At 61.7% G+C, this 26,231-nt stretch carries 25 protein-coding genes and 1 riboswitch; of the genes, 11 read left to right on the top strand and 14 right to left on the bottom strand.

The features are described 5' to 3' along the window. Nucleotides 1-25: 25 nt before the first annotated feature. Nucleotides 26-976 (bottom strand): nucleoside hydrolase, encoded by a 951-nt coding sequence (locus WH87_RS01820; RefSeq protein WP_046140171.1) that lies wholly within the window; start codon nt 974-976, stop codon nt 26-28. A 348-nt stretch (nt 977-1,324) separates the two neighbouring features. Here WH87_RS01820 and WH87_RS01815 point away from each other — a divergent pair, with 348 nt between their 5' ends. Then, a complete protein-coding gene (locus WH87_RS01815) occupies nt 1,325-2,494 on the top strand; it encodes a phosphoserine transaminase (RefSeq protein WP_046140079.1) in 1,170 nt (389 codons plus the stop codon). 178 nt (nt 2,495-2,672) lie between these two features. Next, nucleotides 2,673-4,256, top strand: coding sequence for a phosphoglycerate dehydrogenase (serA, locus tag WH87_RS01810; RefSeq protein WP_046140080.1), 1,584 nt, complete (start codon nt 2,673-2,675; stop codon nt 4,254-4,256). Between the two features lie 55 nt (nt 4,257-4,311). Here serA and WH87_RS01805 read toward each other — a convergent pair whose 3' ends face one another. Together WH87_RS01805 and WH87_RS01800 are read right to left on the bottom strand one after the other, a co-directional pair. Further along, nucleotides 4,312-4,878 (bottom strand): NUDIX hydrolase, encoded by a 567-nt coding sequence (locus tag WH87_RS01805; RefSeq protein ID WP_052726560.1) that lies wholly within the window; start codon nt 4,876-4,878, stop codon nt 4,312-4,314. Between the two features lie 50 nt (nt 4,879-4,928). Further along, nucleotides 4,929-5,876: a DMT family transporter gene (locus tag WH87_RS01800; protein ID WP_046140082.1), complete on the bottom strand. Its 948-nt coding sequence runs from the start codon at nt 5,874-5,876 to the stop codon at nt 4,929-4,931. Nucleotides 5,877-6,035: 159 nt separating this feature from the next. Here WH87_RS01800 and WH87_RS01795 point away from each other — a divergent pair, with 159 nt between their 5' ends. Continuing rightward, nucleotides 6,036-7,325 carry an adenylosuccinate synthase gene (locus WH87_RS01795; protein ID WP_046140083.1) on the top strand — a complete coding sequence of 430 codons (1,290 nt, stop codon included), beginning with the start codon at nt 6,036-6,038 and terminating at the stop codon, nt 7,323-7,325. Nucleotides 7,326-7,373: 48 nt separating this feature from the next. After that, on the top strand, nt 7,374-9,395 hold the full coding sequence (locus WH87_RS01790; RefSeq protein ID WP_046140084.1) for a hypothetical protein: 2,022 nt from the start codon (nt 7,374-7,376) through the stop codon (nt 9,393-9,395). 10 nt (nt 9,396-9,405) lie between these two features. On the opposite strand, the gene WH87_RS01785 is transcribed toward WH87_RS01790, so the two are convergent. Genes WH87_RS01785 through thiB form a run of 3 tightly spaced genes read right to left on the bottom strand, consistent with a single transcriptional unit; the run spans nt 9,406 to nt 12,652 of the window. Next, the gene (locus tag WH87_RS01785; protein ID WP_046140085.1) at nt 9,406-10,044 is read right to left on the bottom strand and encodes an ATP-binding cassette domain-containing protein; all 639 of its coding nucleotides are present in this window, start codon (nt 10,042-10,044) and stop codon (nt 9,406-9,408) included. Then, nucleotides 10,031-11,599 carry an ABC transporter permease family protein gene (locus WH87_RS01780; RefSeq protein WP_046140086.1) on the bottom strand — a complete coding sequence of 523 codons (1,569 nt, stop codon included), beginning with the start codon at nt 11,597-11,599 and terminating at the stop codon, nt 10,031-10,033. The genes WH87_RS01785 and WH87_RS01780 overlap by 14 nt, the downstream gene beginning before the upstream one ends. Before the next feature lie 45 nt (nt 11,600-11,644). Further along, nucleotides 11,645-12,652 carry a thiamine ABC transporter substrate binding subunit gene (thiB, locus tag WH87_RS01775; RefSeq protein WP_197410699.1) on the bottom strand — a complete coding sequence of 336 codons (1,008 nt, stop codon included), beginning with the start codon at nt 12,650-12,652 and terminating at the stop codon, nt 11,645-11,647. Nucleotides 12,653-12,719: 67 nt separating this feature from the next. Beyond that, nucleotides 12,720-12,820: riboswitch (TPP riboswitch) on the bottom strand. 26 nt (nt 12,821-12,846) lie between these two features. Here thiB and WH87_RS01770 point away from each other — a divergent pair. Then, a complete protein-coding gene (locus WH87_RS01770) occupies nt 12,847-13,542 on the top strand; it encodes a thiamine diphosphokinase (RefSeq protein ID WP_156167917.1) in 696 nt (231 codons plus the stop codon). A 161-nt stretch (nt 13,543-13,703) separates the two neighbouring features. On the opposite strand, the gene rpoH is transcribed toward WH87_RS01770, so the two are convergent. Together rpoH and WH87_RS01760 are read right to left on the bottom strand one after the other, a co-directional pair. Further along, nucleotides 13,704-14,573, bottom strand: coding sequence for an RNA polymerase sigma factor RpoH (rpoH, locus tag WH87_RS01765; RefSeq protein WP_046140088.1), 870 nt, complete (start codon nt 14,571-14,573; stop codon nt 13,704-13,706). A 222-nt stretch (nt 14,574-14,795) separates the two neighbouring features. Next, on the bottom strand, nt 14,796-15,824 hold the full coding sequence (locus WH87_RS01760) for an RluA family pseudouridine synthase (RefSeq protein ID WP_046140089.1): 1,029 nt from the start codon (nt 15,822-15,824) through the stop codon (nt 14,796-14,798). Here WH87_RS01760 and WH87_RS01755 point away from each other — a divergent pair. Beyond that, entirely contained in the window at nt 15,823-16,176 is a 354-nt protein-coding gene (locus tag WH87_RS01755) for a DUF6476 family protein (RefSeq protein WP_046140090.1), read from the top strand. The two genes, WH87_RS01760 and WH87_RS01755, sit on opposite strands and share 2 nt — an antisense overlap. 4 nt (nt 16,177-16,180) lie before the next feature. Here WH87_RS01755 and WH87_RS18730 read toward each other — a convergent pair whose 3' ends face one another. Then, the gene (locus tag WH87_RS18730; RefSeq protein ID WP_052726561.1) at nt 16,181-17,323 is read right to left on the bottom strand and encodes a coiled-coil domain-containing protein; all 1,143 of its coding nucleotides are present in this window, start codon (nt 17,321-17,323) and stop codon (nt 16,181-16,183) included. 279 nt (nt 17,324-17,602) lie between these two features. On the opposite strand from WH87_RS18730, the gene WH87_RS01745 reads away from it, so the two are divergent. After that, nucleotides 17,603-18,514, top strand: a complete 912-nt coding sequence (locus WH87_RS01745; RefSeq protein ID WP_046140091.1) for an ROK family protein — start codon at nt 17,603-17,605, stop codon at nt 18,512-18,514. Continuing rightward, on the top strand, nt 18,511-19,230 hold the full coding sequence (locus tag WH87_RS01740; protein WP_046140092.1) for a copper homeostasis protein CutC: 720 nt from the start codon (nt 18,511-18,513) through the stop codon (nt 19,228-19,230). Before WH87_RS01745 ends, WH87_RS01740 begins: the two co-directional genes overlap by 4 nt. 152 nt (nt 19,231-19,382) lie before the next feature. Here WH87_RS01740 and fliJ read toward each other — a convergent pair whose 3' ends face one another. After that, entirely contained in the window at nt 19,383-19,796 is a 414-nt protein-coding gene (gene fliJ / locus WH87_RS01735; protein ID WP_046140093.1) for a flagellar export protein FliJ, read from the bottom strand. 54 nt (nt 19,797-19,850) lie between these two features. Continuing rightward, the gene (gene fliI, locus WH87_RS01730; protein WP_046140094.1) at nt 19,851-21,179 is read right to left on the bottom strand and encodes a flagellar protein export ATPase FliI; all 1,329 of its coding nucleotides are present in this window, start codon (nt 21,177-21,179) and stop codon (nt 19,851-19,853) included. Nucleotides 21,180-21,621: 442 nt separating this feature from the next. Here fliI and ctrA point away from each other — a divergent pair, with 442 nt between their 5' ends. Then, nucleotides 21,622-22,329, top strand: a complete 708-nt coding sequence (gene ctrA / locus WH87_RS01725; protein WP_046140095.1) for a response regulator transcription factor CtrA — start codon at nt 21,622-21,624, stop codon at nt 22,327-22,329. A gap of 139 nt (nt 22,330-22,468) precedes the next feature. Further along, complete coding sequence (locus WH87_RS01720) at nt 22,469-23,728, top strand: RNA polymerase sigma factor (protein ID WP_046140096.1); 1,260 nt, start codon at nt 22,469-22,471, stop codon at nt 23,726-23,728. On the opposite strand, the gene WH87_RS01715 is transcribed toward WH87_RS01720, so the two are convergent. The 3 genes from WH87_RS01715 to WH87_RS01705 all read right to left on the bottom strand — a co-directional run bounded on the left by WH87_RS01715 (nt 23,725) and on the right by WH87_RS01705 (nt 25,534). Beyond that, nucleotides 23,725-24,093, bottom strand: a complete 369-nt coding sequence (locus WH87_RS01715) for a response regulator (protein WP_046140097.1) — start codon at nt 24,091-24,093, stop codon at nt 23,725-23,727. The two genes, WH87_RS01720 and WH87_RS01715, sit on opposite strands and share 4 nt — an antisense overlap. Nucleotides 24,094-24,172: 79 nt before the next feature. Then, on the bottom strand, nt 24,173-24,916 hold the full coding sequence (chpT, locus tag WH87_RS01710; protein WP_046140098.1) for a histidine phosphotransferase ChpT: 744 nt from the start codon (nt 24,914-24,916) through the stop codon (nt 24,173-24,175). Between the two features lie 117 nt (nt 24,917-25,033). Beyond that, a complete protein-coding gene (locus tag WH87_RS01705) occupies nt 25,034-25,534 on the bottom strand; it encodes a YHS domain-containing (seleno)protein (RefSeq protein WP_156167914.1) in 501 nt (166 codons plus the stop codon). A 115-nt stretch (nt 25,535-25,649) separates the two neighbouring features. On the opposite strand from WH87_RS01705, the gene WH87_RS01700 reads away from it, so the two are divergent. Further along, nucleotides 25,650-26,219 carry a DUF1134 domain-containing protein gene (locus WH87_RS01700; protein WP_052726563.1) on the top strand — a complete coding sequence of 190 codons (570 nt, stop codon included), beginning with the start codon at nt 25,650-25,652 and terminating at the stop codon, nt 26,217-26,219. Nucleotides 26,220-26,231: the final 12 nt, after the last annotated feature.

Here is a 26,231-nt window from a genome sequence, read left to right as displayed (position 1 = left end):
CGCGCCGGCTGTTTTTGTTTGGGGATCAGGCCGCCACGGTCTGGCGGTAGTGATCGAGCGCGGCCGTGCTGTTGACGCCGATGCAGATCTTTTGGGCCGGGCGTTCGGCCCAGTCCGGGTGCCCACCGACGCGGCTGGCTGGCATCTGGATGGTCTGGCCAACCGCAATGCCGTCGCAGACGACGCGGATAGGGCCGTCGCGGGTCTCAAACCATTCTGGCTTGAGCACATAGGTCACGGCCAGCAGATCGTGGCCGACCACACCCGCAATGCCCATCACGTTGTTGTAGAACTCGGCATAGTGATCCGACATCTGGCGCAGCAATTCGCCATTCTCGCCGACTTCGGCAGCCAACGCGGCCAGATAGTCGGTGTCGAGGATGATGTCGTGAGTGACGTCGAGGCCGACCACGACTACGGGCCATGCGGCAGCGAAGATCTCGTCCGCGGCCACGGGGTCGCCATGGATATTGGCTTCGGAGGCGGGGGTGATGTTGCCGCTGCGGCCCTGATAGCCGAAAGCGCCGCCCATGATCACCACCTGGCGCGCCAGCTTGGCGATTTCAGGGTCCTGACGCAGGGCCAGCGCCAGATTGGTCATGCGACCGACGGCGATGATCGTCACTTCGCCTGGATTAGCGCGCAGCGTGTCGATGATGAACTGGCTGGCCGTACCAGCCAGCAGGCCGCTTTCGTCCACGGCAGGAATGTCGATATTGCCCAGACCATTGTCGCCATGCACCGCAACGGGCTCTGGCTTGACGACGCCGTCGAGAGTTTCCCCGGCGCCACGAATGACAGGTGCGGTCAGGCCGAACTGCTGACGCAGGAACAGGGCATTGCGCGTGGTGGTTTCAATGTTGGCATTGCCCACCACGGTGGTGATGCCCAGCAGATCGATCTCTGGCAGCTTGCTCAGGTAGAGCAGGGCCATGGCGTCGTCGATGCCGGGATCGGTGTCGAAGATGACCTTCATGGTTTTTCTTTCGGTTATGGCGTTGCCGCCGTCGCGGCTGCGCGACGTGGTGGATGCCATTGGGGGGATCAGGATCGGCGCGAGACCGCCTTGGCGGAACGTGGTGCCCGCATTTGAGCGGCAAATCAACCGGGCGCCGCGCAATCCAAGGGAAATTGCGCGCTCTTGGGGGGGCCAAGGCGATGATTTCAAGGCGAAGACGACCCTCCGGCGTCAGTCGAAAGATTGAGTTGGAAACTTCCGCAATTGTCTTGCGCGGTTTTCTGGTTTTCGCTACTAGCTTGTCTCAGGACACCTCGCCCTAACGCGAGGCGCATAGACCTGGGAGGGTCGCTGAAGATGGCTGAGATGCCCCATACCGCACCGGCGGTGAAGCCGGCTAATCCAAATTTCTCGTCGGGCCCATGTGCCAAGCGTCCTGGCTGGACGGTTGAAGCGCTTGCCAATGCGCTGGTCGGTCGTTCGCACCGCTCCAAGCCCGGCAAGGCCCGCATTCAGCGCGCCATCGATCTGACCCGCGAGCTGCTTGAAGTTCCAGCAGACTACCGCATCGGCATTGTGCCTGCGTCCGATACCGGCGCAGTGGAAATGTTCCTGTGGTCGGCGCTGGGTGCCCGTGGCGTCGATATGCTCGCCTGGGAAAGCTTTGGCGAAGGCTGGGTCACCGATGTGACCAAACAGCTCAAGCTCGACGATGTCCGCATCCTCAAGGCGCCTTATGGCGAGCTGCCAGATCTGGCCCAGGTCGATTTCAACCGCGACGTGGTGTTCACCTGGAATGGCACGACCTCGGGCGTGCGCGTTCCCAATGCGGACTGGATCCCGGCTGACCGCCAGGGCCTGACCATTGCCGACGCAACCTCGGCTGCCTTTGCGCAGGACCTCGATTTTGCCAAGCTCGATGTGGTGACCTTCTCCTGGCAGAAGGCGCTGGGTGGCGAGGGCGCGCATGGCGTGCTGATCCTGTCGCCACGCGCTGTCGAACGTCTCGAGAGCTTCAAGCCTGATCGCCCATTGCCCAAGATTTTCCGCCTGACCAAGGGCGGCAAGCTGCTGCAGGAAGTGTTCGAGGCAGCGACCATCAACACGCCATCGATGCTGTGCATCGAAGACGCTGTCGACGCTATGGAATGGGGCCTGCAGCAGGGTGGTCTCAAGGCCCTGCAGGGCCGTGCCGACGCCAATTTCAAGGTGCTGGCCGATTGGGTCGCGCGCACTGATTGGGTAGACTTCCTCGCCAAGGACGCTGCGTTCCGCTCGAATACCTCGGTGTGCCTGTCCATCGTTGATCCGGCCATTGCCGCGCTCGATGCCGACAAGCAGGCCGCATTTGCCAAGGCCATCGTTGCCCGCCTCGACAAGGCTGGCGTTGCCTATGACATCGGCGCCTATAAGGACGCACCGTCGGGTCTGCGCATCTGGGCCGGTTCGACCATCGATGCAGCAAATCTCGAGGCGCTGACGCCTTGGCTGGATTTTGCGTTTGCCGAAGAAAAGGCCGCGGTTCTCGCCGCCTAAGGCGTTTTCCAACCGTCGCCGACCCATTTTGAACCGTCATTGCCCGGCTTGTCCGGGCAATCCATGGACCATCCGGACAAGCCGGGTGGTGACGAGGCGGATGGATCGGTGAGTTATCTCATTCATGTGGGCCCGCAGGCTCAGCGCCTGCTCCCGCAATCAAGATCAGGGAATTCCCATGCCTAAGGTTCTCGTTTCCGACAAGCTCAGCCCAACCGCCGTCCAGATCTTCAAGGACAATGGCGTCGAAGTGGATTACCTGCCCGATCTGGGCAAGGATAAGGACAAGCTGTTCGAAGTCATTGGCCAGTATGATGGTCTGGCGATCCGTTCGGCGTCCAAGGTCACCGAAAAGATCATTTCGGCCGCAACCAACCTTAAGGTGATTGGCCGCGCTGGCATCGGCGTCGACAATGTCGACATTCCGGCTGCCACCAAGAAGGGCATCATCGTGATGAATACGCCATTCGGCAATTCGATCACGACCGCCGAGCACGCCATTGCACTGATGATGGCGCTAGCCCGCCAGCTGCCAGAGGCCGACGCCTCCACCCGTGCCTCGAAGTGGGAAAAGAACCGCTTCATGGGTGTGGAAGTCACCAACAAGACGCTCGGTCTGATCGGCGCTGGCAATATCGGCTCGATCGTTGCTGATCGTGCATTGGGCCTGCGCATGAAAGTCATCGCGTTTGATCCATTCCTGAGCCCTGAGCGCGCCCAGACCATGGGCGTCGAAAAGGTCGAGCTGGACGAGCTGCTGGCGCGTGCCGATTTCATCACGCTGCACACGCCGCTGATCGACGCGACCCGCAATATCCTCAGCGCTGAAGCCCTCGCCAAGACCAAGAAGGGCGTTCGAATCATCAACTGCGCCCGTGGCGGTCTGATCGATGAAGCTGCGCTCTATGATGCGCTCAAGTCCGGTCAGGTTGCTGGCGCGGCGCTCGACGTGTTCCTTGAAGAGCCTGCCCAGAACAATCCACTGTTCGAGCTGCCAAACGTCATCTGCACGCCGCACCTTGGCGCCGCAACGACTGAAGCGCAGGAAAACGTGGCGCTGCAGGTGGCAGAGCAGATTTCGGCCTATCTGATGAGCGGCGAGATCACCAATGCGCTGAACTTCCCATCGATCTCGGCTGAAGAAGCGCCGCTCCTGACCCCATGGGTCAAGCTGGCCGAGACGCTGGGTTCGTTTGCCGGTCAGCTGACCGAAACGGCGATCAAGGGCATCAAGATCGAGTTCGAGGGCAATGTTGCCCAGCTCAACACCAAGCCGATGATCGCGGCCGCCATCAATGGCGTGCTCAAGCCATCGCTGGGTGACATCAACATGGTCTCGGCGCCGCAGATCGCCAAGGATCGTGGGATCACGGTCGAGACGACCAATCGCGACCGTCAGGGCGCCTACGAGGGCTATATCCGCATCACCCTGATCACCGAGCGTCAGGAGCGTGCTGTGGCCGGTACGCTGTTTGCCAATGGCAAGCCGCGCATCATCCAGGTCAAGGACATCAACATGGAAGCCGAGTTGTCGCCATCCATGCTGTACGTCACCAACGAGGACAAGCCAGGTCATATCGGCCGTCTGGGCACGCTGCTCGGCACGCTGGGCATCAACATCGCCAACTTCAACCTCGGCCGTGCCGATGTCGGCGCCGATGCTATCGCTCTGGTGTCTATCGATGGCACCCTGACCGACGCACAGCTGGGCGAGATTGCTGCGCTCGAGGGCGTCAAGCAGGCCAAGGCCCTGCGCTTCTAAGGAAGACCAAATACAAGACACGAAAGGCCGGTGGATCATCCACCGGCCTTTTTCTTTAGCGAAGCGTCTTAAGGCGTGCGGCGCCCTTGGGGGAGATCTCGTCCAGCGCCGCAATCGGCGTCCACTTGGCCGCGTGCACTTCTTCGGCCTGATGCACCAATGGTGCGCTGGGATCGGCGACGAACAGATATTGCAGGTCGTGATGGATGTGCGGTGGCTCATTGCGCGAGGGCTTGCCGGGCACGTCGTGGCTGTCGATGACGAAGGGGCGGTCCTGCCCCAGATGCCAGGGGTGCAATGTCAGTCCGGTGACGCCGGTCTCTTCCACGGCCTCGCGCGCCGCGGACTGATAGAAGTGCTCCGCCGGTTCGTAGTGTCCGCCGGGCTGCAGCCAGCGGCCGATGGTGATGTGGTCGATCAGCAGAATTTGGCTATGGTCCGGGGCGACAATGAAGGCGCTGGTGGTCAGGTGGCCCGGCAGTGTCGTGCGCTGATCGAGGGCATGTCCCTCGCCAATCTGCCAGCGGAGCAGCGACAGCATTTCGCGCGACGTCGCATCCTCGCTGAGATAGCGCGAGACGATCTGGGTCAGATCCCCAAGAAAATCGGCTGGGCTGGGCAATGCTGTGATCCTTCAAGAGGTGAGGGGGCTCGTCCCGATGCTGTTCGAGATTACTGCGCGTGCCGTCGCGCGGCCCATTCGGCCAGCACGATGCCGCCGATGATCAGCAGGGCGGCGAGGTAATGGTAGAGCTCGAGGCGTTCGCCCAAAATGAGGACGGAGCCGAGTGTACCAAATACCGGAATGAGATTGTGGCTGGGCGCTGCGCGGTTGGCGCCGAGCAGTTCAACGCCGCGCGCGTAACACACCTGGCTGACCATGGAGGGGAAGGTCATCACATATAGGAGCACACCCCACACCATCGGCGACATGCTGCCCAGCTTGGCGAATTCGCCGATGCCGCCGCCGAACAGCGCGAGCATCAGCACGCCGGTCAGGGCCGCGCCGAGAAAGGCCACGGCAAGGAAACTCATCAGATGCATTTTCGGGCGGAAGCGCAGCGCCAGCGTGTAGCCGGTATAAGCAAAGCAGGCGAGAATCACAAAGAGGTCGCCGATATTGACATCGAGCGTCAAAAGCCGCCCGAGATCGCCATGCGTGGCGGTCAAAATCACCCCGGCAATGGCGACGAGAACGCCGACAATCTGCAGCGCGCGGGCGCGGACGCGGAAAATCACAAAATTGGCGGCTAGGATCATCATCGGCAGGGCAGCCTGCTCGATCGATGAATTGGCCACCGTCGTGGTCTTCAGCCCGATATAAAGCAGCACATTGAAGAGGGCATAGCCCACCGCGCCGCAGGCCAGCAGAAGCGGTAAATTCCGCCGGATTGCGGGCCAATCGCCGCGCAAATGTGGCCAGGCGAAGGGCAAGATGAACAGCGTTGCGCCCACGCAACGCGCGGCCAGTAGCAGGAAGGGATCGATTTCTCCGATCACCAATTTGGCCGCCACGCTGTTTCCGCCCCAGAACAGGGGGGCCAGAATGAGCAGTAAGTAAGGCTGATTGAGCAGGCGGGCGTAAATGCCGCGATTTTCGGTTCGGTGCGGCTTTGTCATCGTGGCTCGGGTGATGTAAGGACAGTCGGACCTATCAGTTATTCGGCCGCCCTTAAACTGTTACAAAGGCGATCGGGGAGCAGACGTCCTAATTGGAGAAGGGTATGACGGTAGACGTCAGGGCCCTTTATGTCGCGCCTATCCTGGAGTGGAAATTCAATGGCTAATGTGGTTGTCGTCGGCTCGCAGTGGGGCGACGAGGGCAAGGGCAAGATCGTCGATTGGCTGAGCGAGCGCGCCGATGTCGTGGTGCGCTATCACGGGGGCCACAATGCCGGCCATACCCTGGTCATTGACGGTGTCAGCTACAAGCTGGCTTTGCTGCCTTCGGGTCTGGTTCAGGGCAAGCTGAGCGTGATTGGCAACGGCGTTGTCGTTGATCCACACCACTTCGTGGCCGAAATGGCCAAGCTGCGCGCCCAGGGTGTCACCATCACTCCGGAGATCCTGCGCATTGCTGACAATGCACCGTTGATCCTGTCGCTCCATCGTGAGCTGGACGCGATCCGCGAAGATTCCAATTCCGGCCTCAAGATCGGCACCACCAAGCGTGGTATCGGTCCGGCCTATGAAGACAAGGTTGGCCGTCGCGCCATCCGCCTGATCGACCTGTCCGAACCCGATACGCTGATGGTCAAGATCGAGCGTCTGCTGGGCCACCACAATGCGCTGCGTCGCGGCATGGGCCTTCCAGAAATCGAAGCACAGGTCATCTATGATGAGCTGACTTCGGTTGCTGCCGAAATCTTGCCCTTCATGGATCAGGTCTGGCAGGTGCTGGACGACAAGCGCAAGGCTGGCGCGCGCATCCTGTTCGAAGGTGCGCAGGGCGCATTGCTCGACAATGACCACGGCACTTATCCGTTCGTTACGTCGTCGAACACCGTTGCCGGCCAGGCTGCCGCTGGTTCGGGCCTTGGCCCAACCGCCATTGGCTACGTGCTGGGCATCACCAAGGCCTATACGACCCGTGTTGGCGAAGGTCCGTTCCCCTGCGAGCTCGACGACGAGATCGGCAAGCATCTTGCGGTTGTCGGTCGCGAAGTGGGCGTCAATACCGGTCGTCCGCGCCGCTGCGGCTGGTTCGATGCTGTTCTGGTGCGCCAGACGGTCAAGACGTCCGGTATTACAGGCATCGCTCTGACCAAGCTCGACGTTCTTGATGGCCTCAAGGAAATCAAAGTGTGCGTCGGCTATGAGCTTGACGGATCACGAATTGATTATTTGCCTGCCTCAATGGGGGCGCAAGCCCGCGTTAAGCCGATATACGAGACACTTGAGGGCTGGTCGGAAACCACTGCGGGCGCCCGCAGCTGGGCCGAATTGCCCGCTCAGGCCATCAAATATGTCCGGTTTATCGAAGAGCAGATTGGTGCGCCGGTTGCTATGCTATCGACCAGCCCGGAACGACTGGATACGATCCTTGTCGTTGACCCATTCCAAGACTGATAATTTTTGATACAAGACGTCGCTGCAATTGTGAGTACCAAGTAACCAATGGCGGACTACAAGGAGCTGTTGCGCCGGGCAATCTCGGCGCTTCCGGAGAATAACGGGGCCGCACGCCGTGCGGTTTATGAGAAGGCGCGTTCGGCTTTGGTCGGACAGTTGCGCGCCATCACGCCCCCGCTACCGGCGCGTGACATTACCCAGCATCGCCTTCAGCTCGAAGACTGTATTCGTCAGGTCGAACAGGAAGCCAGCGAAGCCGTGATCTCGCTTGGGCGCGAAAGTGCCCTTGCGCCACGGGTGCCAACCTCGGCAAATCCCGTACCGCCTCATATTCCCGTGCCGCGTCCGGCGCCGGTGCCCCCTGCTGCCCCAGTTGTTGCCAAGCCAGCCCCTGAGCCCGAAGTCAGAGTGGAGCCCGAACCCATTCCGGCGCCACTACCGGAACCCGTTGCTGAAGTTGAGCCAGAGCCTGAGGCCGCCGCGCCAGAGCCGAAAGATGTGACCTCGATCGAGGACATCATTTCCCAGGCTGCTGCTGCCGGCAACGTCAAGGTCACTGCGGTGGCCGATGAGCAGGCAGAGCCTCTCGCGTTCGATGCCAAGCCATTCCCTGGTCTGGTTTCGCGTGCTGAGGCGGGCAAGAGCGGGCCCAGCTCGGCGATCCCGCCGGCCATTAACCTGCATCCTGTCGAGACGCCGCTGAAGGCGCCAAGCTTTGAGCCGCGCCGCGAACCAATTCCATTTGCTGCCAATGCCAGTGTCGAGCCCACCCGCGCGTCGAGCCGGATTGAGCCATCGCTTGGCAATCAGGCAGTAGCCCGCCAGCAGGCCATCGAGCCGCTGCTGGTTGCCGATCCGACCCCGGTTGAAGCCGCGCTTTCGAGCGTGCGCGAGGTTGAGGTTGAGCCCGTCGTCGCAGAACAGCCCGACACCAGCGAAGCAGAAGGCGCGATCGAACGCGCTATCGAAACGCTGGATCGTGAGGCACGGGGCGAACCGACGGCAACTCTACCCGAGCGTCCCTATAGCGAATTCGCGCAAGCGCAGACCGACGCGTCCGACGACGATTCCGGCTTTGTCGCCGTGTCGAGCACGCCGCGCTCCGGCGCTGGGCTAACGATTTTCCTCATCGTGTTTGCAGTGCTTTTGGCTGGTGCCGGTGGCGCGGGCTTCTGGGCCTGGCGCGAAGGCTATGTCGATCTCGACCAGATGTTTGGCCAGGCGCAGACCACCACAACCGAAGTTGCCACTCAACCGGATGCGAACGCACCTGCTGCGGCATTGCCGGGGCAGGATGGTGACATTGCTGCGGGCCCCGGTAATACCGCGACCACGACTGCAACCGAGCCAACGAGTGCGCTTGAAGGTCTTGAGGGCGACGATCGCCTCGTGCCAACGCCAGTGCCGGTTGTGCCCAATGGCACCGAAGCCACGCTGCCAAGTCTTGGTGGCGATGAAGTGAAGGGGGAGGAACGCCTGCCCGGCGAAGCTGCCTCGACGGCTGCGGCCAACGATCTGGCGTCCTCGGTTGATCCGGCCGTGCTTGCCGGCAGCCAGTCGCTGCTGCTTGAGGCGTCTGCCGATGGCCGCACGGGCGCAGTGCCCTTCTCAGGGACCGTCGACTGGACCTCCGGCGTTGACGATGTCGGTCTGCCGACCCTTGTCGGCAAGGCCAGCATTCCGGCGCGTAATCTGGGCGTGACCATCACCATTCGCAAGAATTCTGATCCGAGCCTTCCGGCCAGCCATCTGATGGAAGTCGACTTCCAGGTCAGCGACACTTTCATTGGCGGGTCCATCGCCAATCTGCCCGGGGTGTTGCTCAAGGATCAGGAACTGGTTCCGGGCACGCCTCTGGTGGGTGCGTCGGCGCGCGTGGTGGGGAACTCGTTCCTCTTTGCGCTCAGTGCATCCCCTGCCGATGTCACGACCAACAAGGGCCTGCTTGAGAACCGCAAGTGGATGGATCTGGCCGTTGTCTACGGCACAGGCCGCAACGCCATCATCACCCTCGAAAAGGATGAGGCAGCGCAGGCTCTGTTCGATAAGGCCTTCGCTGCCTGGTAACAGGCGGCGATCAGCCCTCGACCAATCGCCCATCTGCCAGCCGATACCGTCGGCTGGCCAAAGCCTCGACATCATCGGCATGGTGCGTCACCAGCAGCGTGTGCCAGCCATGCTGAATGGTCAGCGTGCGCACCAGCTCGCGGATCGTGCCCCGCGTCTCGTCATCGAGTGCCGAAAACGGTTCATCCAGCAGCAAGATCGGACGATCCCGTAACAGCGTCCGCGCCAGCGCCACGCGCTGCTTCTGGCCACCCGAGAGGGTCGACGCCGTCTGATCCCCAACAGTGTGCAGGCCAACTTCCGCCAGCGCCGACGCGACGCGCTGGCTAACCTCAGGCTTCCTGGTTTCCGGCGGCAGGCCCAGAGCGACGTTGCGAGTAGCGGTCAGATGCTCAAAGAGGCTTTCGGACTGCAGCAGCAGTGACACTGGCCGCTGCTCCGGTGGCAAGGGCAGCAAGTTGGTCCCATCGAGCGTCAGGCTGCCCGCAACAGGCTTGAGAAATCCCGCGATCAAATCGAGTAGCGTGGATTTACCGGAGCCGCTGGCGCCGGAAATGGCGGTGATCTCGCCCGGCGCAGCCGTCAGCGAAAACTCGTAGCTGCCGGTCTGGCCAGGATGAGCGTAGGTCAGGCGTTCAACGGACAGCATGGGCTATTCTTTCGATAAGGCGGGGGAGGCCGACAAACACCACAATGGTGCCGATCAGCAGCAGCGCGGCGATGGCGGCAGCATCATTGGTGCGATAGGCGCCGAGCGCGCGGAACATCATCAGCGGCAGGGTCTGGAAATCCTGCGTGCCGAACAGCGCGATGACGCCGAGGTCACCCAGCGAGAAGCAGAAGGCCAGCGCCAGCATCACGCCGATATCCTTGCCGAGCAGCGGATACTCAATCAGCGAAAACTGCCGCCAGCCGGAGATCCCGAGCGAGCGGATCAGCTTGCCGCGCGTGCGGGCGATGGCTTCCAGTGGCGGACCAAGTGTCGCCATGGCAAAAGGCAGGGCGAGCAGGCTATTGGCCACCACCACCACGAACGGTGCAGCGATAGAGGTAGACACGCCCGCGTCGCGGACCAGTAGGAAGAAGCCGAGCGACAGCACCACGGCGGGCACGGCGAGATAGGCATAGGCGGGAATGCCCAACATCGTCCGGGCTACCCCATTGGCGGTGGCGCCGCGTCCCATAGCGAGCAGCAGGGCGAACACCAGCGTCAGCAAGGCAGAGGCAGAGCCGATCAACAGGCTGCTGAGAGTTGCCCACCAGAAGGCAGGTTGGCTGAGAACGCGCCCAAGACCGTTCAGCAGCCCGTCGAACAAGACGGAGGCCAGTGGCAGGACAAAGCCGATAGTGCAAAGCACCAGAACAATCCATTGGACGATGCTGGCGCCAAGGCGGTCGCTCCATTTTGGGGCGATGGATGGTCCCAGGCTGGTTGGAATGGGAGCAAGCGCAGACGCAGCCGAAATGACCAGTGCGCACACGGCGATTTGCGTCAGGGCGAGACGCACCGCGCCCACGAGATCGAAGTCCTGCCGCACCGCTGCGTAGATCGCGACTTCCAGCGTCTGATTGGCGGGGCCGCCGCCCAGCAGCAGCACGATGGGAAAGCTGGTGAAGGCGAGCAGGAAGATGATCGCCGCCAGCCCCGGCACGGTGCCGCGCAGGGCGGGCCAGTCGATGATGGAAAAGCGCTGCCAGGCGGTGAGGTCAAGCGATTGGCCGGTCTTGAGGCGAGGCTGCGGAATGGCGTCGAGCCGCGCCAGCATGATGCGGGCGGCAAAGGCGCCATCGAGAATGACGTGGGCAAACAGGATGCCCGAAAGGCCAAAGGCCGGATTGCCGATGGAGACGCCGAACAGGGCCTCGCTGGTCTGGTTGATCCAGCCGTTGCGGCCCCAGATCGAGAGCATGCCAAAGGCCACGACCATGCCTGGCGTGACGATGGCGGAGGCAAAGAGGCCGACGATAAGGTCGCGGCCCGGGAAGCGCAGGCGATTGAGCGCCCAGGCGAGCGCCATGCCCACGGCCAGCGAAATGACCGTGGTCAGCCCCGCCTGAATGGAGGTCATGCGCAGCAAATGGGGGATATCGATGCGACTGGGACGCCCGGTTGCCCCGGTCGCCGCGTCGAGAATGGCCCAGAGCACCAGTGCGATCAGCGCGGCGATGGCGATGGCCAGTCCGGTTCCCGCAGCGACGCGCAATGGCCGCTGCGGGAGGGATGTATTGAGGGGGTGTGCCACGAAAGCCTACTGCACCGCAGCCAGCATTTCGTCGATCCAGTCCTGCCCATGCGCCTTGATGTCGGCATCGGTGATGGTCAGGGTCTTGGTCGGCTGTGGCAGGCCCTCGAACGATGCGTCGAGGTCTGCGCCGAGGTCGATGACCGGCAACATCCAGTTGGTGGTCGGGATGATCTTTTGGCCAGCCGTCGAGGTGAGGTAAGCGAGGAATTGCTTGGCCAGCTCGGGGTGCTTGGAAGACTTCAGGATGCCCGCGACTTCGGTCTGGGCCAGGTGGCCTTCCTCGAACAGCGCTGCCTTGATGGTGTGATCGCCATCGGAGACGATGTGGTAGGTCGGCGACGTCGTGTAGGACAGCGCCATATCGGCCTCACCTTGCAGGAACAGGTTGTAGCTCTCGCTCCAGTCGCGGGTAATGGTCAGGATATGGGGCTTGAGGCCCTTCCAGATTTCCGGCGCGCGGTCGCCATAAGCGGCCTTCACCCACAGAACCAGGCCGAAGCCGGGCGTGGAGGAGCGTGGGTCCTGAATGGCGATCTTGAAGCTGGCTGGCTCGGCGATCAACTCCTCAAACGACTTGGGTGGTGTGGTGATCTTGTCGGTGTCGTACATGAACGCGAAGTGCGCATAGTCGAACGGCACGAACTGCTTGTCCGTCCATGGCTCGGGCAGCGTGAGATCGGTCAGCGCAAGTCCGTGATCGAGGAAAAGGCCCGTATCGCGAGCCTCGCCGGCAGTGGCCGTGTCGAGGCCGACGATGATGTCGGCAGGAGTGCTGTCGCCCTCCAGCTGCACGCGGCGCAGCGTGCCGATCGAGCTGTCGGCCGCGATCCAGTTGACGACGCAGCCGCCACATGTGGCTTCAAAGCCAGCCTTGAGGCCGGGGCCGGGACCCCATTCAGAGGCAAAACCGTCATAGGTGTAGATGGTGAGGGTTGGCGCTTCCTCGGCGAAAGCGGGTGCAGCGAACAGTCCGGTTAGGACCGCAAGTGCCATGCGAGTGAATTTGACCATAGTCATTCCCTTCAATGGTTTGCGGCCATGGATGAAGGGATCAGCGTCAATGGTCGGGGCGTCGAGATGCCCTTGCCATCTCGAACTTCCTCCGCCAGCATGACCTGGTTCAGGTTCAATGGGTAACTCTCAGCTCCGCATTTCTGCGGAACACCCCAGCGAGACACCCCAGACTTAGTGAGAGATCGGTGACAGTGCAAGAGACTTCCGGCGGCGCTCCGGATGGGCAAAAGGTCGTATGCGACGGGCCAATGGCCATTGTGGGCGGGGGTTTCGTCGATCAGGGCCTGTTGGTCGAACTGTCTGAGCGGGGCGTTGTTCTGATCGGTGCGGACGGTGGCGGCGACGCCATTGGCGCAGCGGGGCTTGTACCGGCGGCCATCATTGGTGATCTCGATTCGCTGAGCGATCGGGCTGGTTGGGAGCAGCGCACGCGCGTCATCCACATCCCCGAACAGATCACCACAGATTTCCAAAAGGCGCTGTATTCGACCCAGGCGCCAGTGACACTGGCGCTGGGTATGACCGGCAAACGGCTCGATCACACGCTGGCCGCGCTCAGCGCCGTGCTGCAATACGCGCCGACGCGCAAGCTGATGCTGGTGGACGAAGTGGATGTCGCGCTAGCCGTGGTGGGGCCGATTGCGTTTCACGCCGGTGCGCGTGAACGCGTCTCGATCCACCCACTGCTGCCGATCAGCTTCGAGCGTTCGAGCGGGCTGCTCTACCCCATGGACGGTCTGTTGCTCGAGCCCGGCGGGCTGATTGGCACCTCTAATGAGGGAACCGGCGGGCTGGTCGAGATCGTGCCGGAGGATGACACGCCCTGGCTGCTGATTTTGGGCAAGGAACGGCTGTGGGATTTGGTGGAGCAGAATACCCCCACCTAACCTCCCCCTCAAAAAGGGGGAGGAACAGATCGCGTTATGTTGCGCCAATCATCGGCCCAGTTCCTCCCCCTATCAGGGGGAGGCTAGGAGGGGGTACTCCGATCCCCCAAAACAAAAAAGGCGGGCCAAAAGCCCGCCTTTTCTAATTCTCGCAGCACAACTTATGCGGCGCTGGCAGCTTCCCGGACCGCGTCCTGTACCTTTTCAAAGGCACGAACTTCGATCTGGCGGATGCGCTCGCGGCTGACGTCATACTGCTGGGCCAGCTCTTCGAGGGTCGAAGGGTTTTCCTGCAGGCGGCGCGCCTGGAAGATGGCCTTTTCACGCTCGTTGAGCACGGTCATGGCGTTGTTCAGCAGACCCATGCGCTCGTTGTATTCTTCGCTGTCACCCAGCGTGGTTTCGGCGCTTGGGGTGTCGTCCACCAGCCAATCCTGCCACTCAGACGAGCCTTCGTCGGCGCGCATGGGCGAGTTCAGCGATGCGTCACCGGACAGGCGCGCATTCATGGAAACAACGTCGTCCTCGGTCACCTTGAGCGTGGTGGCGATCTGCTTGATCTGGTCGGGGTGCAGATTGCCGTCATCAAGAGCGGCGATCTGGCCCTTCACCTTGCGCAGGTTGAAGAACAGACGCTTCTGGGCAGCAGTGGTGCCGATCTTGACGAGGCTCCAGCTGCGCAGCACGTATTCCTGAATGGCTGCACGGATCCACCACATCGCGTAGGTTGCGAGGCGGAAACCCTTATCGGGCTCGAAGCGCTTGACGGCGTGCATCAGACCCACATTGCCTTCCGAAATGACTTCGGAGATGGGCAGGCCATAGCCGCGATAGCCCATGGCGATCTTCGCCACGAGGCGCAGATGGCTGGTGATGAGCTTCTGGGCGGCGCCGGGATCTTCGTGTTCTTTGTAGCGTTTGGCCAGCATGAACTCTTCATCCGGTTCCAGCATTGGGAACTTGCGGATTTCCTGAAGATAGCGGCTCAGCCCGCCTTCGGCTGAGAGGACTGGCAAATTGGTCTGGGCCATTTATGCACCCCTTTCGTGTTCCCCCACGCTAGGGGCGCTGGCTTGCGGCAACATTACGCTGTTCGCTCCGGCGCCCGGCAAGGGCAGATATTCTCACCGATGTCCAAATTGGACCATCGGTGGAATACGATGGATATATATGCCGCATTTTGTCGAATGTAAGGGCATCCACGCGCAAGAAATGCATATGCGATGCACTTCGTTCCGCAAGGCCCCTTCACGCTAGCGTGCGAAGGCCTTGTTGTAGTCCTCCAGCGCTTCTTCGAGGGCTTCCAGGTCAGGCGGAAGCGGCGCTTCAAAGAACATCTCTTCGAGCGTCACCGGATGTTCAAATCCAAGTTCGGCGGCGTGCAGGGCTTGACGCCCAAGCGCGTGAATGGGCCCGGCGACATCGTCCGGCAGCTTGTTGACCTTGGTGGCGTAGCCCGAGGCATAGACGGTGTCGGCAACCAGGGGGTGGCCGATATAGGCCATGTGTACGCGGATCTGGTGAGTGCGGCCGGTTTCGAGCTGGCACTGGACGCGCGTAATGTCCCAGCCGTCGCCACCGAAACGGGCTTCGACCATGTAATGGGTGATGGCTTCACGGCCATCCTTGCGCACGGCCTGCTTGAGGCGGTTGTTCTGGTCGCGCCCCAGTGGCGCCTCGACAATGCCCTTGGCCGTTTCGGTCGAGCCCCAGACAAAGGCGATATAGGCGCGGTGCAGCGGGCCGGTGCGGCCATGATCGGCGAACTGTTCGGACAGGTGCTTGTGGGCTGTCTCGGTCTTGGCAGCGACCATGACACCGGAGGTGTCGCGGTCCAGACGATGCACGATGCCGGGGCGGCGAACGCCCCCGATACCTTGCAGGCTATCGCCGCAATGGAACAGCAGCGCATTGACCAGAGTGCCATCGGGCGAACCGGGCGCCGGGTGAACCACCATGCCCACGGGCTTGTTGACGACGATCAGCTGGTCATCCTCATAGAGAATGTCGAGCGGAATATCCTGGGGCAGGGGATCTGCATCTTCAGGGGGTGGGGCAACAAGAGTGATTGTTTCGCCCGCCGTGACGCGATATTTGGGCTCACTGACGGTGTTTCCGTCGATGGCGACCACGCCGGCCAGGATCAGATCCTTCAGGCGGCTACGGCTGAGCACAGGATGTGCCTTGGCCAGGACGGCATCGAGACGGCCACCAGCCAAATCGGCGTCGACGACGATTTCGACTTCTTCGCCCTCGAACTCTAGTGCGGTATTTTCGGCCATGATCGATCCTAACGAGACTGGGCCTAATGGCCCGAATGCGGATGCCCCGCTATCCTCTGAGGCGCAGGCCGTCATCAACAAGGCGCGCCGCTCATTTGGGATATCGATTGGCATCCTGTTGCTGGGCTTTATGGCGATTGCCTTCGCGCTTGTCTATCGCGTGATGCGCGATGCCCCACCTCCAGCTGTGGCTGAAATCGTCAGCGTGCCTGCTGGCGCGCAGATTGTGTCCGCATCGGTCAATGATGGCTCGATCAACGTGACCTATCAGATCGATGGCGTGACCACGCTGTCGCTGTTTGACCAGTCGACCGGTGCGCTCAAGCGCAGCGTGGTCATCGCGACCGAATAACGGCTTAGCGGCCCTGGATTTCCTTAAGCGCGGTCAACCGGTCTGCGACCGAGCCGCGTCGTGTGCCCCGCGTTGCCTTGGGCGGCGGGGGCGCCATCAGGCTTTCCTCATCGGCAAAGCGCTGCACCCGATCGAACAGGCTTTCCTCTTGCGGTGCTGCCGGTGGCGGCTCGGTGTCAGCGGCATAGACCAGACGGCTGACGCTTGAAGCGATTTCGTGGAGGCGGGCGCGCAGTTCGCCCTCTTCGCTCTGATCCATGGTCCAGTCGGCCAGAATGATGGATTCAACACCCTCTACGCGCGCGCGTAGTTTTTCGAGTTCTTCGTCGATTGCTGGCGCCTCGTCCGGTGTCGGGCCGGCCTGGGCGAGCAGCTCGGTCAGTCGCGTTTCGGCGCTGGCAATGCGGGCTTCGGCCGCCACAAGATTTTCAGCGCTGGCATAGCGCTCGCCGGCGTCAGCCGAGATGGCCTCGCGCATTTCGGCGATGGCAGCATTAGCTTCGGCGCTTCGCCGATCCGAGTTTTCGAGGCGGCTGATCAGGCTGCGTGCCTGCTCTTCAAGATAGGCGGCGCGCTTGCGCTCGATGGCGAGGGCGGTGACCAGTCGATCAGTGTCAGCCTCGTAGTCGCCCGAGAGGGTATTACCGTCCAGGTCCGTGCCCTTGGGCAGGCCACCACGCAGTGTGTCACGCAGCTCTTCGAGTTCTTCGTCTCGGACTTCGATATCGCGATCGCGCATGCGCAGACGCTGCGCCAGATCGGTGCCTTCGCGCTCCAGCTCCTGGGTGCGGGCGCGCAATTCGGCTTCCCGGGCTTCCAGTTCGGCGACGATTTCAGCGCGCTGTTGACGCTCGGCCCGCAGGGCGCCGAGATCGCTGCGATCCTGATTGACGCTGCCCAGCTGCTCGGCCAGCCGATTGCGCAGGGTTTCGACGGTGGTTTCGAGGCGGCGGGTATTGAGTGCGAACTGGGCGCGCAGCTGATCCTTGTCAGCGCGGAACTCGGCCATGGTGATCGGCGTCGCGGCTTCGATCCGGCGTTTGGTCAGGCGCGCGGCGCGCTTCCACACGGCGGGCAACACGATCAGCGCCAACAGGCTTGCAGCGAGCAAGCCGAGCGCAAAATACATGATGTTCTCGATGCCCATTGGCAAAGCTCCGGTCCGCAACGGACGCGACCGCTGCAGGCAATTCCTGTGTGCCCAAAATGGCGGCCGCGCGCCACCACAGGGCAATCTTATTCCTAACGCCAGTCACATTGCACGGAGAGTCTTACCACGGAGTTTGCCCGTCAGGGTCAAACAAAGGTGATCGGGGCGATAGAGTGATCGACGGGGAAAGGCGGCGGCGCGAGGGGCGTTGTGTGCCGTCCAAAATCATGGGCATTGTGCTGGTCGGCAGCGCTGCCCTGGAGACGGAAAACGTAGATGATTACCTGTTTCGATATTGGCGGATCGACCATCAAGGCGGCGGTTGCGAACCCTGCGGGAGAGATCGAGCCCATTGAGCGCGTGCCGACGCCGCTGCAGGATTTTGACGCCTTCTGCGCGGCCATTGCGGCGCTGGTCGACAAGGGTGGCGCGCCAGCGGGTAGTGCCGTGGCCATTTCCATTACCGGGGTGGTCGATCCTGAAACCGGCATCGTCACCTGCGCCAATATTCCCTGCATTGACCAGCGGCGGCTTGATGCCGAGCTGGGCGCGCGGCTGGAACGCCCTGTCGTCGTGGCCAATGACGCCGATTGCTTCGTGCTCGCCGAGGCCAAGGCAGGCGCCGGGCGCGGGCATCGCGTGGTGTTTGGCGCCATTCTGGGCACAGGCGTTGGCGGTGGCATGGTTGTCGATGGCGCCATCCATCGCGGCACGGGCGGTTTAGCTGGTGAATGGGGGCATGGCCCGGCCGCTGCGGCCTTTGCTGGCACGCCACCGGTGTCCATTCCCGAATTTGCCTGCGGCTGTGGTCAGGTGCGGTGCATCGACTCTATCGGCGCGGCGCGGGGCATGGAGCGGCTGCACAAGCATCTGCACAATCGCGACCTGCCCAGCACGGCGATCATTGCGGCGTGGGAGGCGGGTGAGCCCGAGGCGGAGCGCACAATCGATTGCATGGTCGATCTGGTCGCCAGCCCCCTGGCGCTGGTGGTCAATATTGTTGGCCCCAGCATCATTCCGGTTGGCGGTGGGCTGGGCAATGTTCCGGCCCTGATCGCGCGGATCGATGTGGCGGTGCGCCAGCGTATACTGCGGCGGCTCGATAGGCCGCTGGTGGTCCCCGCGCAATTGACGGGTGAACCGGGTCTTTTGGGGGCCGCGTGGTTGGCATTGGGGAGCGCAGCATGAGCCGGGTCCTACTTGAAGTCTGCGTCGCCGACGCCGCGAGCCTTGCTGCTGCCGTGGTCGGCGGTGCGGATCGGGTGGAGCTGTGCTCGGCGCTGGAGCAGGGCGGTTTGACGGCAACGCCGGGCCTGATGGCGCTGGCGGCGGCCGCACCGGTTCCAGTGCGCGCGCTGATCCGGCCGCGCAGCGGGGATTTCGTGTTCGATGAGGCTGATGTGGCCTCGATGCTGGCCGACATTGCCTATGCGCGGGCGCTGGGTCTGTCTGGCGTGGTGCTGGGCGCATCCCGTCCGGATGGATCGCTGGACCTTGAGGTGCTTGCGCGACTGGTGCGGGCGAGCGCAGGGCTCAGCCTGAGCCTCCATCGTGCCATTGATCTGGTTCCCGATATTGCTGCGGCAACCGAGGCAGCGATTCAGTTGGGGTTTGATACGGTCCTGACGTCAGGCGGGGCGGCCACGGCGATCGAGGGTGTTGAGAACATTGCAAAGGCCCATGCCGTCGCCGCTGGCCGCGCGACCATCATGCCGGGCTCGGGTGTCTCGCCGGACAACGTTGGTGCGCTGTTGGCCCGTGTGCCGGTGGCTGCGGTGCACAGTACCTGCAGTGTTGCCGCGCATGCGCCGTCGGCACCCGCAGTTCGTCTGGGCTTCGCCAATGACACTCGCCGGGTAACTAGCGCAGCAGTGGTCTCGTCGCTCAAGGCGGCGTTGCGGTAATCGTCCACCGACGCTTTCCCACCCACGATCGCTTCCTGCGGACTTGGTCCGTGGAAAGCGGCAGTGTGCTGGAGGCAATGTGGGAGCCAGCAGGCCCTCCAAAACAAAAAAGGCCCGCCGAAGCGAGCCTTCTCAAATTTTGTGCGTCCAGCTTACTGGTTGCGGAAGCGGAGGCGGCCGATTTCGTCGTAGTCGGCCTGTTCGGCCTTGAGCTGTTCGGCGGCTTCGCGCTGGTGCTCGCGCTGGTCCAGCAGCTCGACCTTTTTCAGGTCCTCGAGGGCCTCGGCGAGGGTGTCCTGCGCGGCTTCGAGTTTGACCCGCATGTCGTTGGCGGAAGCCAACAGATTGTCCCGGCGCGAATGTGCGGCCTTGGCGAAGGTCGAATAGGCAAAGTGTGCCACGTCCGAGATACCGGTCTTGGTGTGCTCGATTTCGATCTGCTGGTCGAGTTCGCTCGCCATGCGCTCGAAGTCGTTGACCATCATCTCGATCTGCGCGACCTGACGGCGCTTCTCGTCCACTTGGAACTTCTTGAGCCGAATGAGGCTCTCGCTGCGCGATTTCAAGACCTGTACTCCTTACACATCAAGTCAGTTCCGGAGCGAAAAACACTCGCTCCATCAGCCCGTCGCTTCCGCCTCGGCAATGATCGCCTCGAGCATGGCATAGCCCTCGGCAACCGTCGTCGTTTCTTCCCGCTGCTGGCTGAGAAAGCCCTCCAGCGCCGGGTTGATGGCGATTGCGCGGTCCACTTTCGGATCTGACCCTTTCCGGTAAGCCCCCAGCCGGATCAGTTCCTCCATGTCCGAATAGATGGACATGAGCTCTCGCGCCTTTTGCAGGACGGGCCGGAAATTGACCGGCACGCACCCTGGCATGGTGCGCGAGATGGACCGGAGCACGTTCACCGCCGGGTATCGTCCCCGCTCGGCAATTCCACGCTCCATCACGATGTGCCCATCAAGAATGCCGCGTACGGTGTCCGCAATGGGCTCATTGTGATCATCACCTTCAACCAAAACGGTAAATAGTCCGGTAACAGAACCGGTCGTAGGCGTTCCTGGGCCGGCTCGTTCCAACAATCGTGGCAATTCTGTGAAAACTGTAGGCGGATAACCCTTCGCCGTGGGCGGTTCGCCGATGGCGAGGCCGATTTCGCGCTGAGCCATGGCAAAACGGGTCAAACTGTCCATCATACACAGGACACGTTTGCCCTGGTCGCGGAAATATTCCGACAGGGCCAGCGACATATACGCGGCCTGCCGACGCATCAGCGCGGCCTCGTCCGAGGTCGCCACGACAACTACGGCATGTTTGAGGCCTTCTTCGCCCAGATACTCCTGGATGAACTCGTGCACCTCACGCCCGCGCTCACCGATCAGCCCGATCACGGCGACGTCCACATTGGTATTGCGCGCCAGCATGGACATCAGCACGGATTTGCCGACGCCCGAGCCGGCGAAGATGCCCAGCCGCTGCCCCTCGCACACAGTGGTAAAGGTATTAAGGCACCGCACGCCCAAGTCGAGCGGCTCGCCGACCCGCACGCGATCATGCGCCAGCAATGGATTTTGGCGGAGCGGGTAGGGGATGGCGCCGCGTGGCAGCGGGCCCTTGCCGTCAATGGGCTCGCCATTGGCGTTGATGACGCGGCCCAGCCATCCCTCGGAGGGGAAGGCGGCGCCGTCATGGCGCTGGAACACGGCTTTGCAGCCCAGCCGCACACCGCTCAGCTGGCCAAAGGGCAGGCAGAGGGCGTGTCCATCTTTAAAGCCAATGATTTCAGCGGCCAGGGACTCGTTATTGACCGTCTCGATCTGGACGCGCCCGCCGACGCGCAGCTCGCGGACGGGACCGACGATTTCGATCAGCAGACCCTGCACGGATTTAACGCGACCAAAGACCTCGATGTCGTCAATCGCTTCGATGGCTGAAATGAGCGCCTTCATGATGCAATTATCCGTTCAGCTACGATGGGCCATGTGTCATGAACATGGTTTCCGGAGTGCTCGACTCGAGGCCGTCTCCGAATCAGATCGTAACCCAACGTTAACGCAAAAGCGCTATTCCAAGAGCTGGAGCCGTCCGTTCGCCGTTTGCCGAGGACCTGTCTCTAAACCCCTGACATAGCCGTAATTGCATGAGTCGAAAGAGTCGCTTAGATCGGCTACTTAAACCATTTTCTTAAGAAAAATTGATAGAATTAACCTATAAATTTCAATGACTTAAACTTAATTCATCTTACCGCCGTTTGCGTATTGCGGAACCGAATTAAACTTTGTTAACTATTTGAGCTTAGGGTTCAGTCATATCCAGTAGGGTTGGACATGAGGCGGCAGCCACCGCCGGGCCTCATGTGTTCCAGCAGGAACGAATGACAAGGGGAATATAATGCGGGTACTCCTTATTGAGGACGATAGCGCTACAGCGCAGAGCATCGAGTTGATGCTCAAGTCGGAAAGCTTCAACGTCTACACCACCGATCTGGGTGAGGAAGGCGTCGATCTCGGCAAACTGTATGATTACGACATCATCCTTCTCGATCTTAACCTGCCCGATATGAGCGGCTATGAGGTGCTTCGCACCCTGCGCGTCGCAAAGGTGCAGACGCCAATCCTTATTCTATCCGGTCTTGCCGGTATCGAGGATAAGGTGCGTGGTCTCGGCTTCGGTGCCGATGACTACATGACCAAGCCATTCCATAAGGACGAACTCGTGGCCCGCATCCACGCCATCGTCCGTCGTTCCAAGGGCCACGCCCAGTCGGTTATCTCGACTGGCGACCTGACGGTGAACCTGGATACCAAGACTGTCGAAGTGCAGACCCAGCGGGTGCACCTGACGGGCAAGGAATACCAGATGCTCGAGCTGCTCTCCCTCCGCAAGGGGACCACGCTCACCAAGGAAATGTTCCTCAACCACCTCTATGGTGGCATGGACGAGCCTGAGCTCAAGATCATCGACGTGTTCATCTGCAAGCTGCGCAAGAAGCTTTCGGTTGCAACCGGTGGCAAGAATTACATCGAGACCGTCTGGGGCCGTGGCTATGTGCTGCGCGAGCCAGATGAGAGCGAAAACTACAGCGAAAACGTCGCTTAAGCCTTTCTAGCTCCAACGTCACGTCACACTGCCCCGTACGACTTCTGTCGTGCGGGGTTTTTGTTTGTCCTTGCCGCGGTTTAGCGGCTGATCACGTGGATGATTGCGATGCGGTGGAAATGCTGGTTTCATCCCTGCCATGAGCAGCCAAGCTGAAACCCATCGCGCCATCACCACGGTCTGGAAAGTCGAGCAACCGCGCCTGATTGCGGGGCTGACGCGCATGGTGCGCGACATCTCGTTGGCCGAGGAACTGGCACAGGACGCCCTGGTGTCAGCGCTCAAGAGTTGGCCCGATGCGGGGGTGCCGCGCAATCCTGGCGCCTGGCTGATGCAGACCGCCAAGCGGCGCGCCATCGACATGTTCCGCCACAACAAGATGGCCGCGACCAAGCTCAACGAGGTTGGCTATGTGCTCGAGACCGACCGGCCCGATGGGGTCGAGGCGCTACACGAGGCGATGGACGACGAGGTGGGCGATGACCTGCTGCGGCTGATATTCACTTCCTGCCATCCCATTCTGCCGCCGGAATCGCGCGTTGCCCTGACCTTGCGGCTGATCGGCGGACTCAGCACCGAGGAGATCGCCCGGGCGTTTCTCGCCGCTGAGCCGACCATTGGTCAACGCATCGTGCGGGCCAAAAAGACCATTGCCGAGGCGGGGATCCCCTATGAGGTGCCGACCGGGCCAGAGCGCGCCGAGCGCCTGGCGTCCGTGCTGGGCGTGCTCTACCTGATCTTCAACGAGGGTTATTCGGCGACGGCGGGCGAGGACCTGATGCGGCCCCAATTGTGCAGCGAGGCCATCCGTCTCGGCCGCATTCTGGCGCAGCTGACACCGGACGAGGCCGAGGTGCATGCCCTGGTTGGGCTGATGGAAATCCAGTCCTCGCGTACGGCAGCGCGCACCGACAGCAAGGGGCAGCCGATCCTGCTGCTCGATCAGGATCGCTCGCGCTGGGATCAATTGCTGATCCGGCGGGGATTGGCTGCGCTGGATCGGGCCGTGCAATTGGGTGGCGCCAGCGGGCCCTATGCGCTGCAAGCGGCGATTGCGGCCTGTCATGCGCGGGCGCGCATGGCAGGGGACACTGATTGGGCTAGGATAGCTGCGCTCTATGCCGTGTTGGCCGAGGTGACGCCGTCGCCGGTGATCGAGCTCAATCGGGCGGTGGCCATCTCCATGGCCGAGGGGCCCGCCGCCGCCTTGGCGCTGATCGATACCATCAAGGACGATCCGGCACTCAAGAGTTATCACCTGCTCTATGGCGTGCGCGGGGATATGTTGAGCAAATTGGGTCGGCACACCGAGGCGATGCTGGAGTTCCGCCGCGCAGCCGAGCTCACGCGCAATGAGCGTGAGCGGAGTTACCTTCTGGGTCGGGCGGAAGCCGGTTAGGCGGCAGCCAGCGGGGTCTCGAATTTGGCTTCGAGAATAGCGCGGTCGAAGGGCTTCATCATGTAGTCGCTGGCGCCCGCGCGCAGGGCCATGGCGATGGCACCGATGTCGTTTTCGACAGTGCAATAAACCACATAAGGGGCCTCGCCGCCGATATAGGCGCGCAGCTGCTTGAGGAATTCGAGGCCGCTCATAATCGGCATCTGCCAGTCGAGCAGGATGGCGTCAGGCATGGCCTGACGGCATTTGTCGATGGCCTCCTGGCCGTCCTCGGCTTCATCAACCGAGAAGTCCATGTCTTCGAGAATACGCCGGGCAACTTTGCGCACGACGGTCGAGTCATCGACGATAAGGCAGGTTTTCATGAAGGCCGCTCCGCAGGCTGACGCGACCCCGATTATGGGGTCGCACATCCTACGGATTGGTTAGCAGACTGTGCACGTTTCAGGCTTCTTTGGCGTCAGCCTCAGGTGCAGGAGTGTCGGCTTCAGGTGCGGGTGTCTCAACCGCGTTATTGTCCGCTTCTGGCGCCTTTGGCGTCGCGGTGAAGAAGAACTGTCCGTCCTCGATGCCGATGGCGATTTCCATGTCGGTCATACGGGCGAGCAGGCCCGTGTAGAACGGCTGGATGCCACGGGCGTCGACAAAGCCCTCATCAGGCGTGCCCGACAGCAGGCCTGCAGCGCCGGATGGGATCAGCGTCTTCTGACGCTTTTCCGGATCGCTCTTGGAGGTGAATTCGAACTTCTCGTTGCCGGCATCGCCGGTGATCGCCGCCGTCACCTGGCCACCGCGTGGCACGGACATGGCTGCAATCAGCAGCATGTTCATGAACAGCTTGGCCTTGTGCTTGGGCAAAAGGATCAGCGGGGCGTTCCACTCGAGGTCAGCCTTTTCGATTTCGAACAGGATGCGCGCAACGCGTTCGCATTCGCGGGTGTCGATATCGGTGCCGGAGGTGGACGACGCACCATAGGCGAGGCGGGCGAATTCGAGCTTGGCGCGGCTTTGCTTGGCAGCACTGGCGATCAGATCGCGTGCGCCTTCGGCCATTTCGCCCTGTGCAGGGTCGGCCAGAACTTCCAGGCCGTTGCCGATGGCGCCGATCGGATTGATCAGATCGTGACAGACGCGGCTGCACAGCATCGCAGCCAGATCGGTTGCCTTGAGCTCGATGATGTCGGCCATTTGGGGAGTCTCCGTGAGGCGAAAGTTCGGCGAGGGAATCATTGGCGCCGACTTTAGAGGGTGATGGTTAACAGTGGACATCATTTTCGCGACTGCAATGGGGCGCGTCGCGGGCGGTTAGTTGGTGGAGAGCGTCTTTTCCAGGGCGGGCCAGTTCTCTGCCGCGGCGCGGGCAGCCGCATCAGGTGCCATCAAGAAGGCCTCGCGATTAGCGGACGAATAGAAAAGATACAGCCGCTGCTTGAACACGGTGTAGGCGCGTGGGTCGCTGTCCGAGAGAAAGCCGCGCGCGATGCCTGTCGTGCCATGACCGCCAAATTGTGGCGCGTAGATTTCAGGGTGACGCTTGAAGATGTCGCGATTGGCTGCGGTGGCGAAGTGCCAGGGCGCGCCCTTCCAGATAAATTCGTAATCCGGCTTGCCCTGCTGGGGCGAGGTTTCGGTGAAATAGCTCACCGGATCGAGACCGCCCAAAGCGATGCCCGTCAGCGGGTCGGTGACGATAGCCGTAACCACTGATTGCGCGTGTGCAGCCTGAAAACCCGCCGGAAACAGGGCGAATAGCGGCAAAACAAAGGCGAGCATGGTTAAGATTTGTTTAGAGGTTTGCTTCATCATGAAACCAATGATTGGCATGTTGGCGAAAGCGAGCCTGCCTCAGAAATGTTAAGATCGAAGCCCTTAACGTGAGGGTAATCTGCGCGATCCTGTTACTCGCCTTGGGAGCTCATCGATGTTCAAGCGCCTCGCCCTTCTCGTAGCTCTGCTGGCCGCTTTCGCTGCTCCTGTTCCAGCCGCATTCGCCCAGGGATCGCTCAGCGACAGCTTCTCGGGCGATGAACTGGTCGAGAGCGGCAAGAATTTCTTTGGCTCCACCTCGCAGGGTCTTGCTTCGCTGGTCGAGCGCGCAGTCAGCCAATATGGCCTGCCCAATGGCTATATTCTGGGTGAAGACGCCGGCGGTGCACTGTTTGCGGGCGCTCGCTATGGCGAAGGCCGCGTCTATACGCGTAATGCCGGGCAGTACTCGGTGTTCTGGCAGGGCCCTTCGATCGGCTTTGACATTGGCGGCGATGGCTCCAAGGTCATGATGCTTGTCTACAATCTCAACCAGATTCAGGACGTGCTGGGTCGCTATGCTGGTGTGGCCGGTTCGGCCTATGTGCTGGGCGGTTTCGGTATGACCGTGATCAAGCGCGGCGATGTGGTGATGGTGCCGATCCGTTCGGGCGTCGGTGCGCGTCTCGGTCTCAACATCGGCTACCTCAACTTCACGTCCGAGCCGACCTGGAATCCCTTCTGATCTCAGGGACTT

Origin of the sequence: Devosia epidermidihirudinis (assembly GCF_000971295.1) — a bacterium.
Classification (GTDB): Bacteria; Pseudomonadota; Alphaproteobacteria; order Rhizobiales; family Devosiaceae; genus Devosia; species Devosia epidermidihirudinis.
This window is presented reverse-complemented; position numbering and strand designations above follow the sequence as displayed.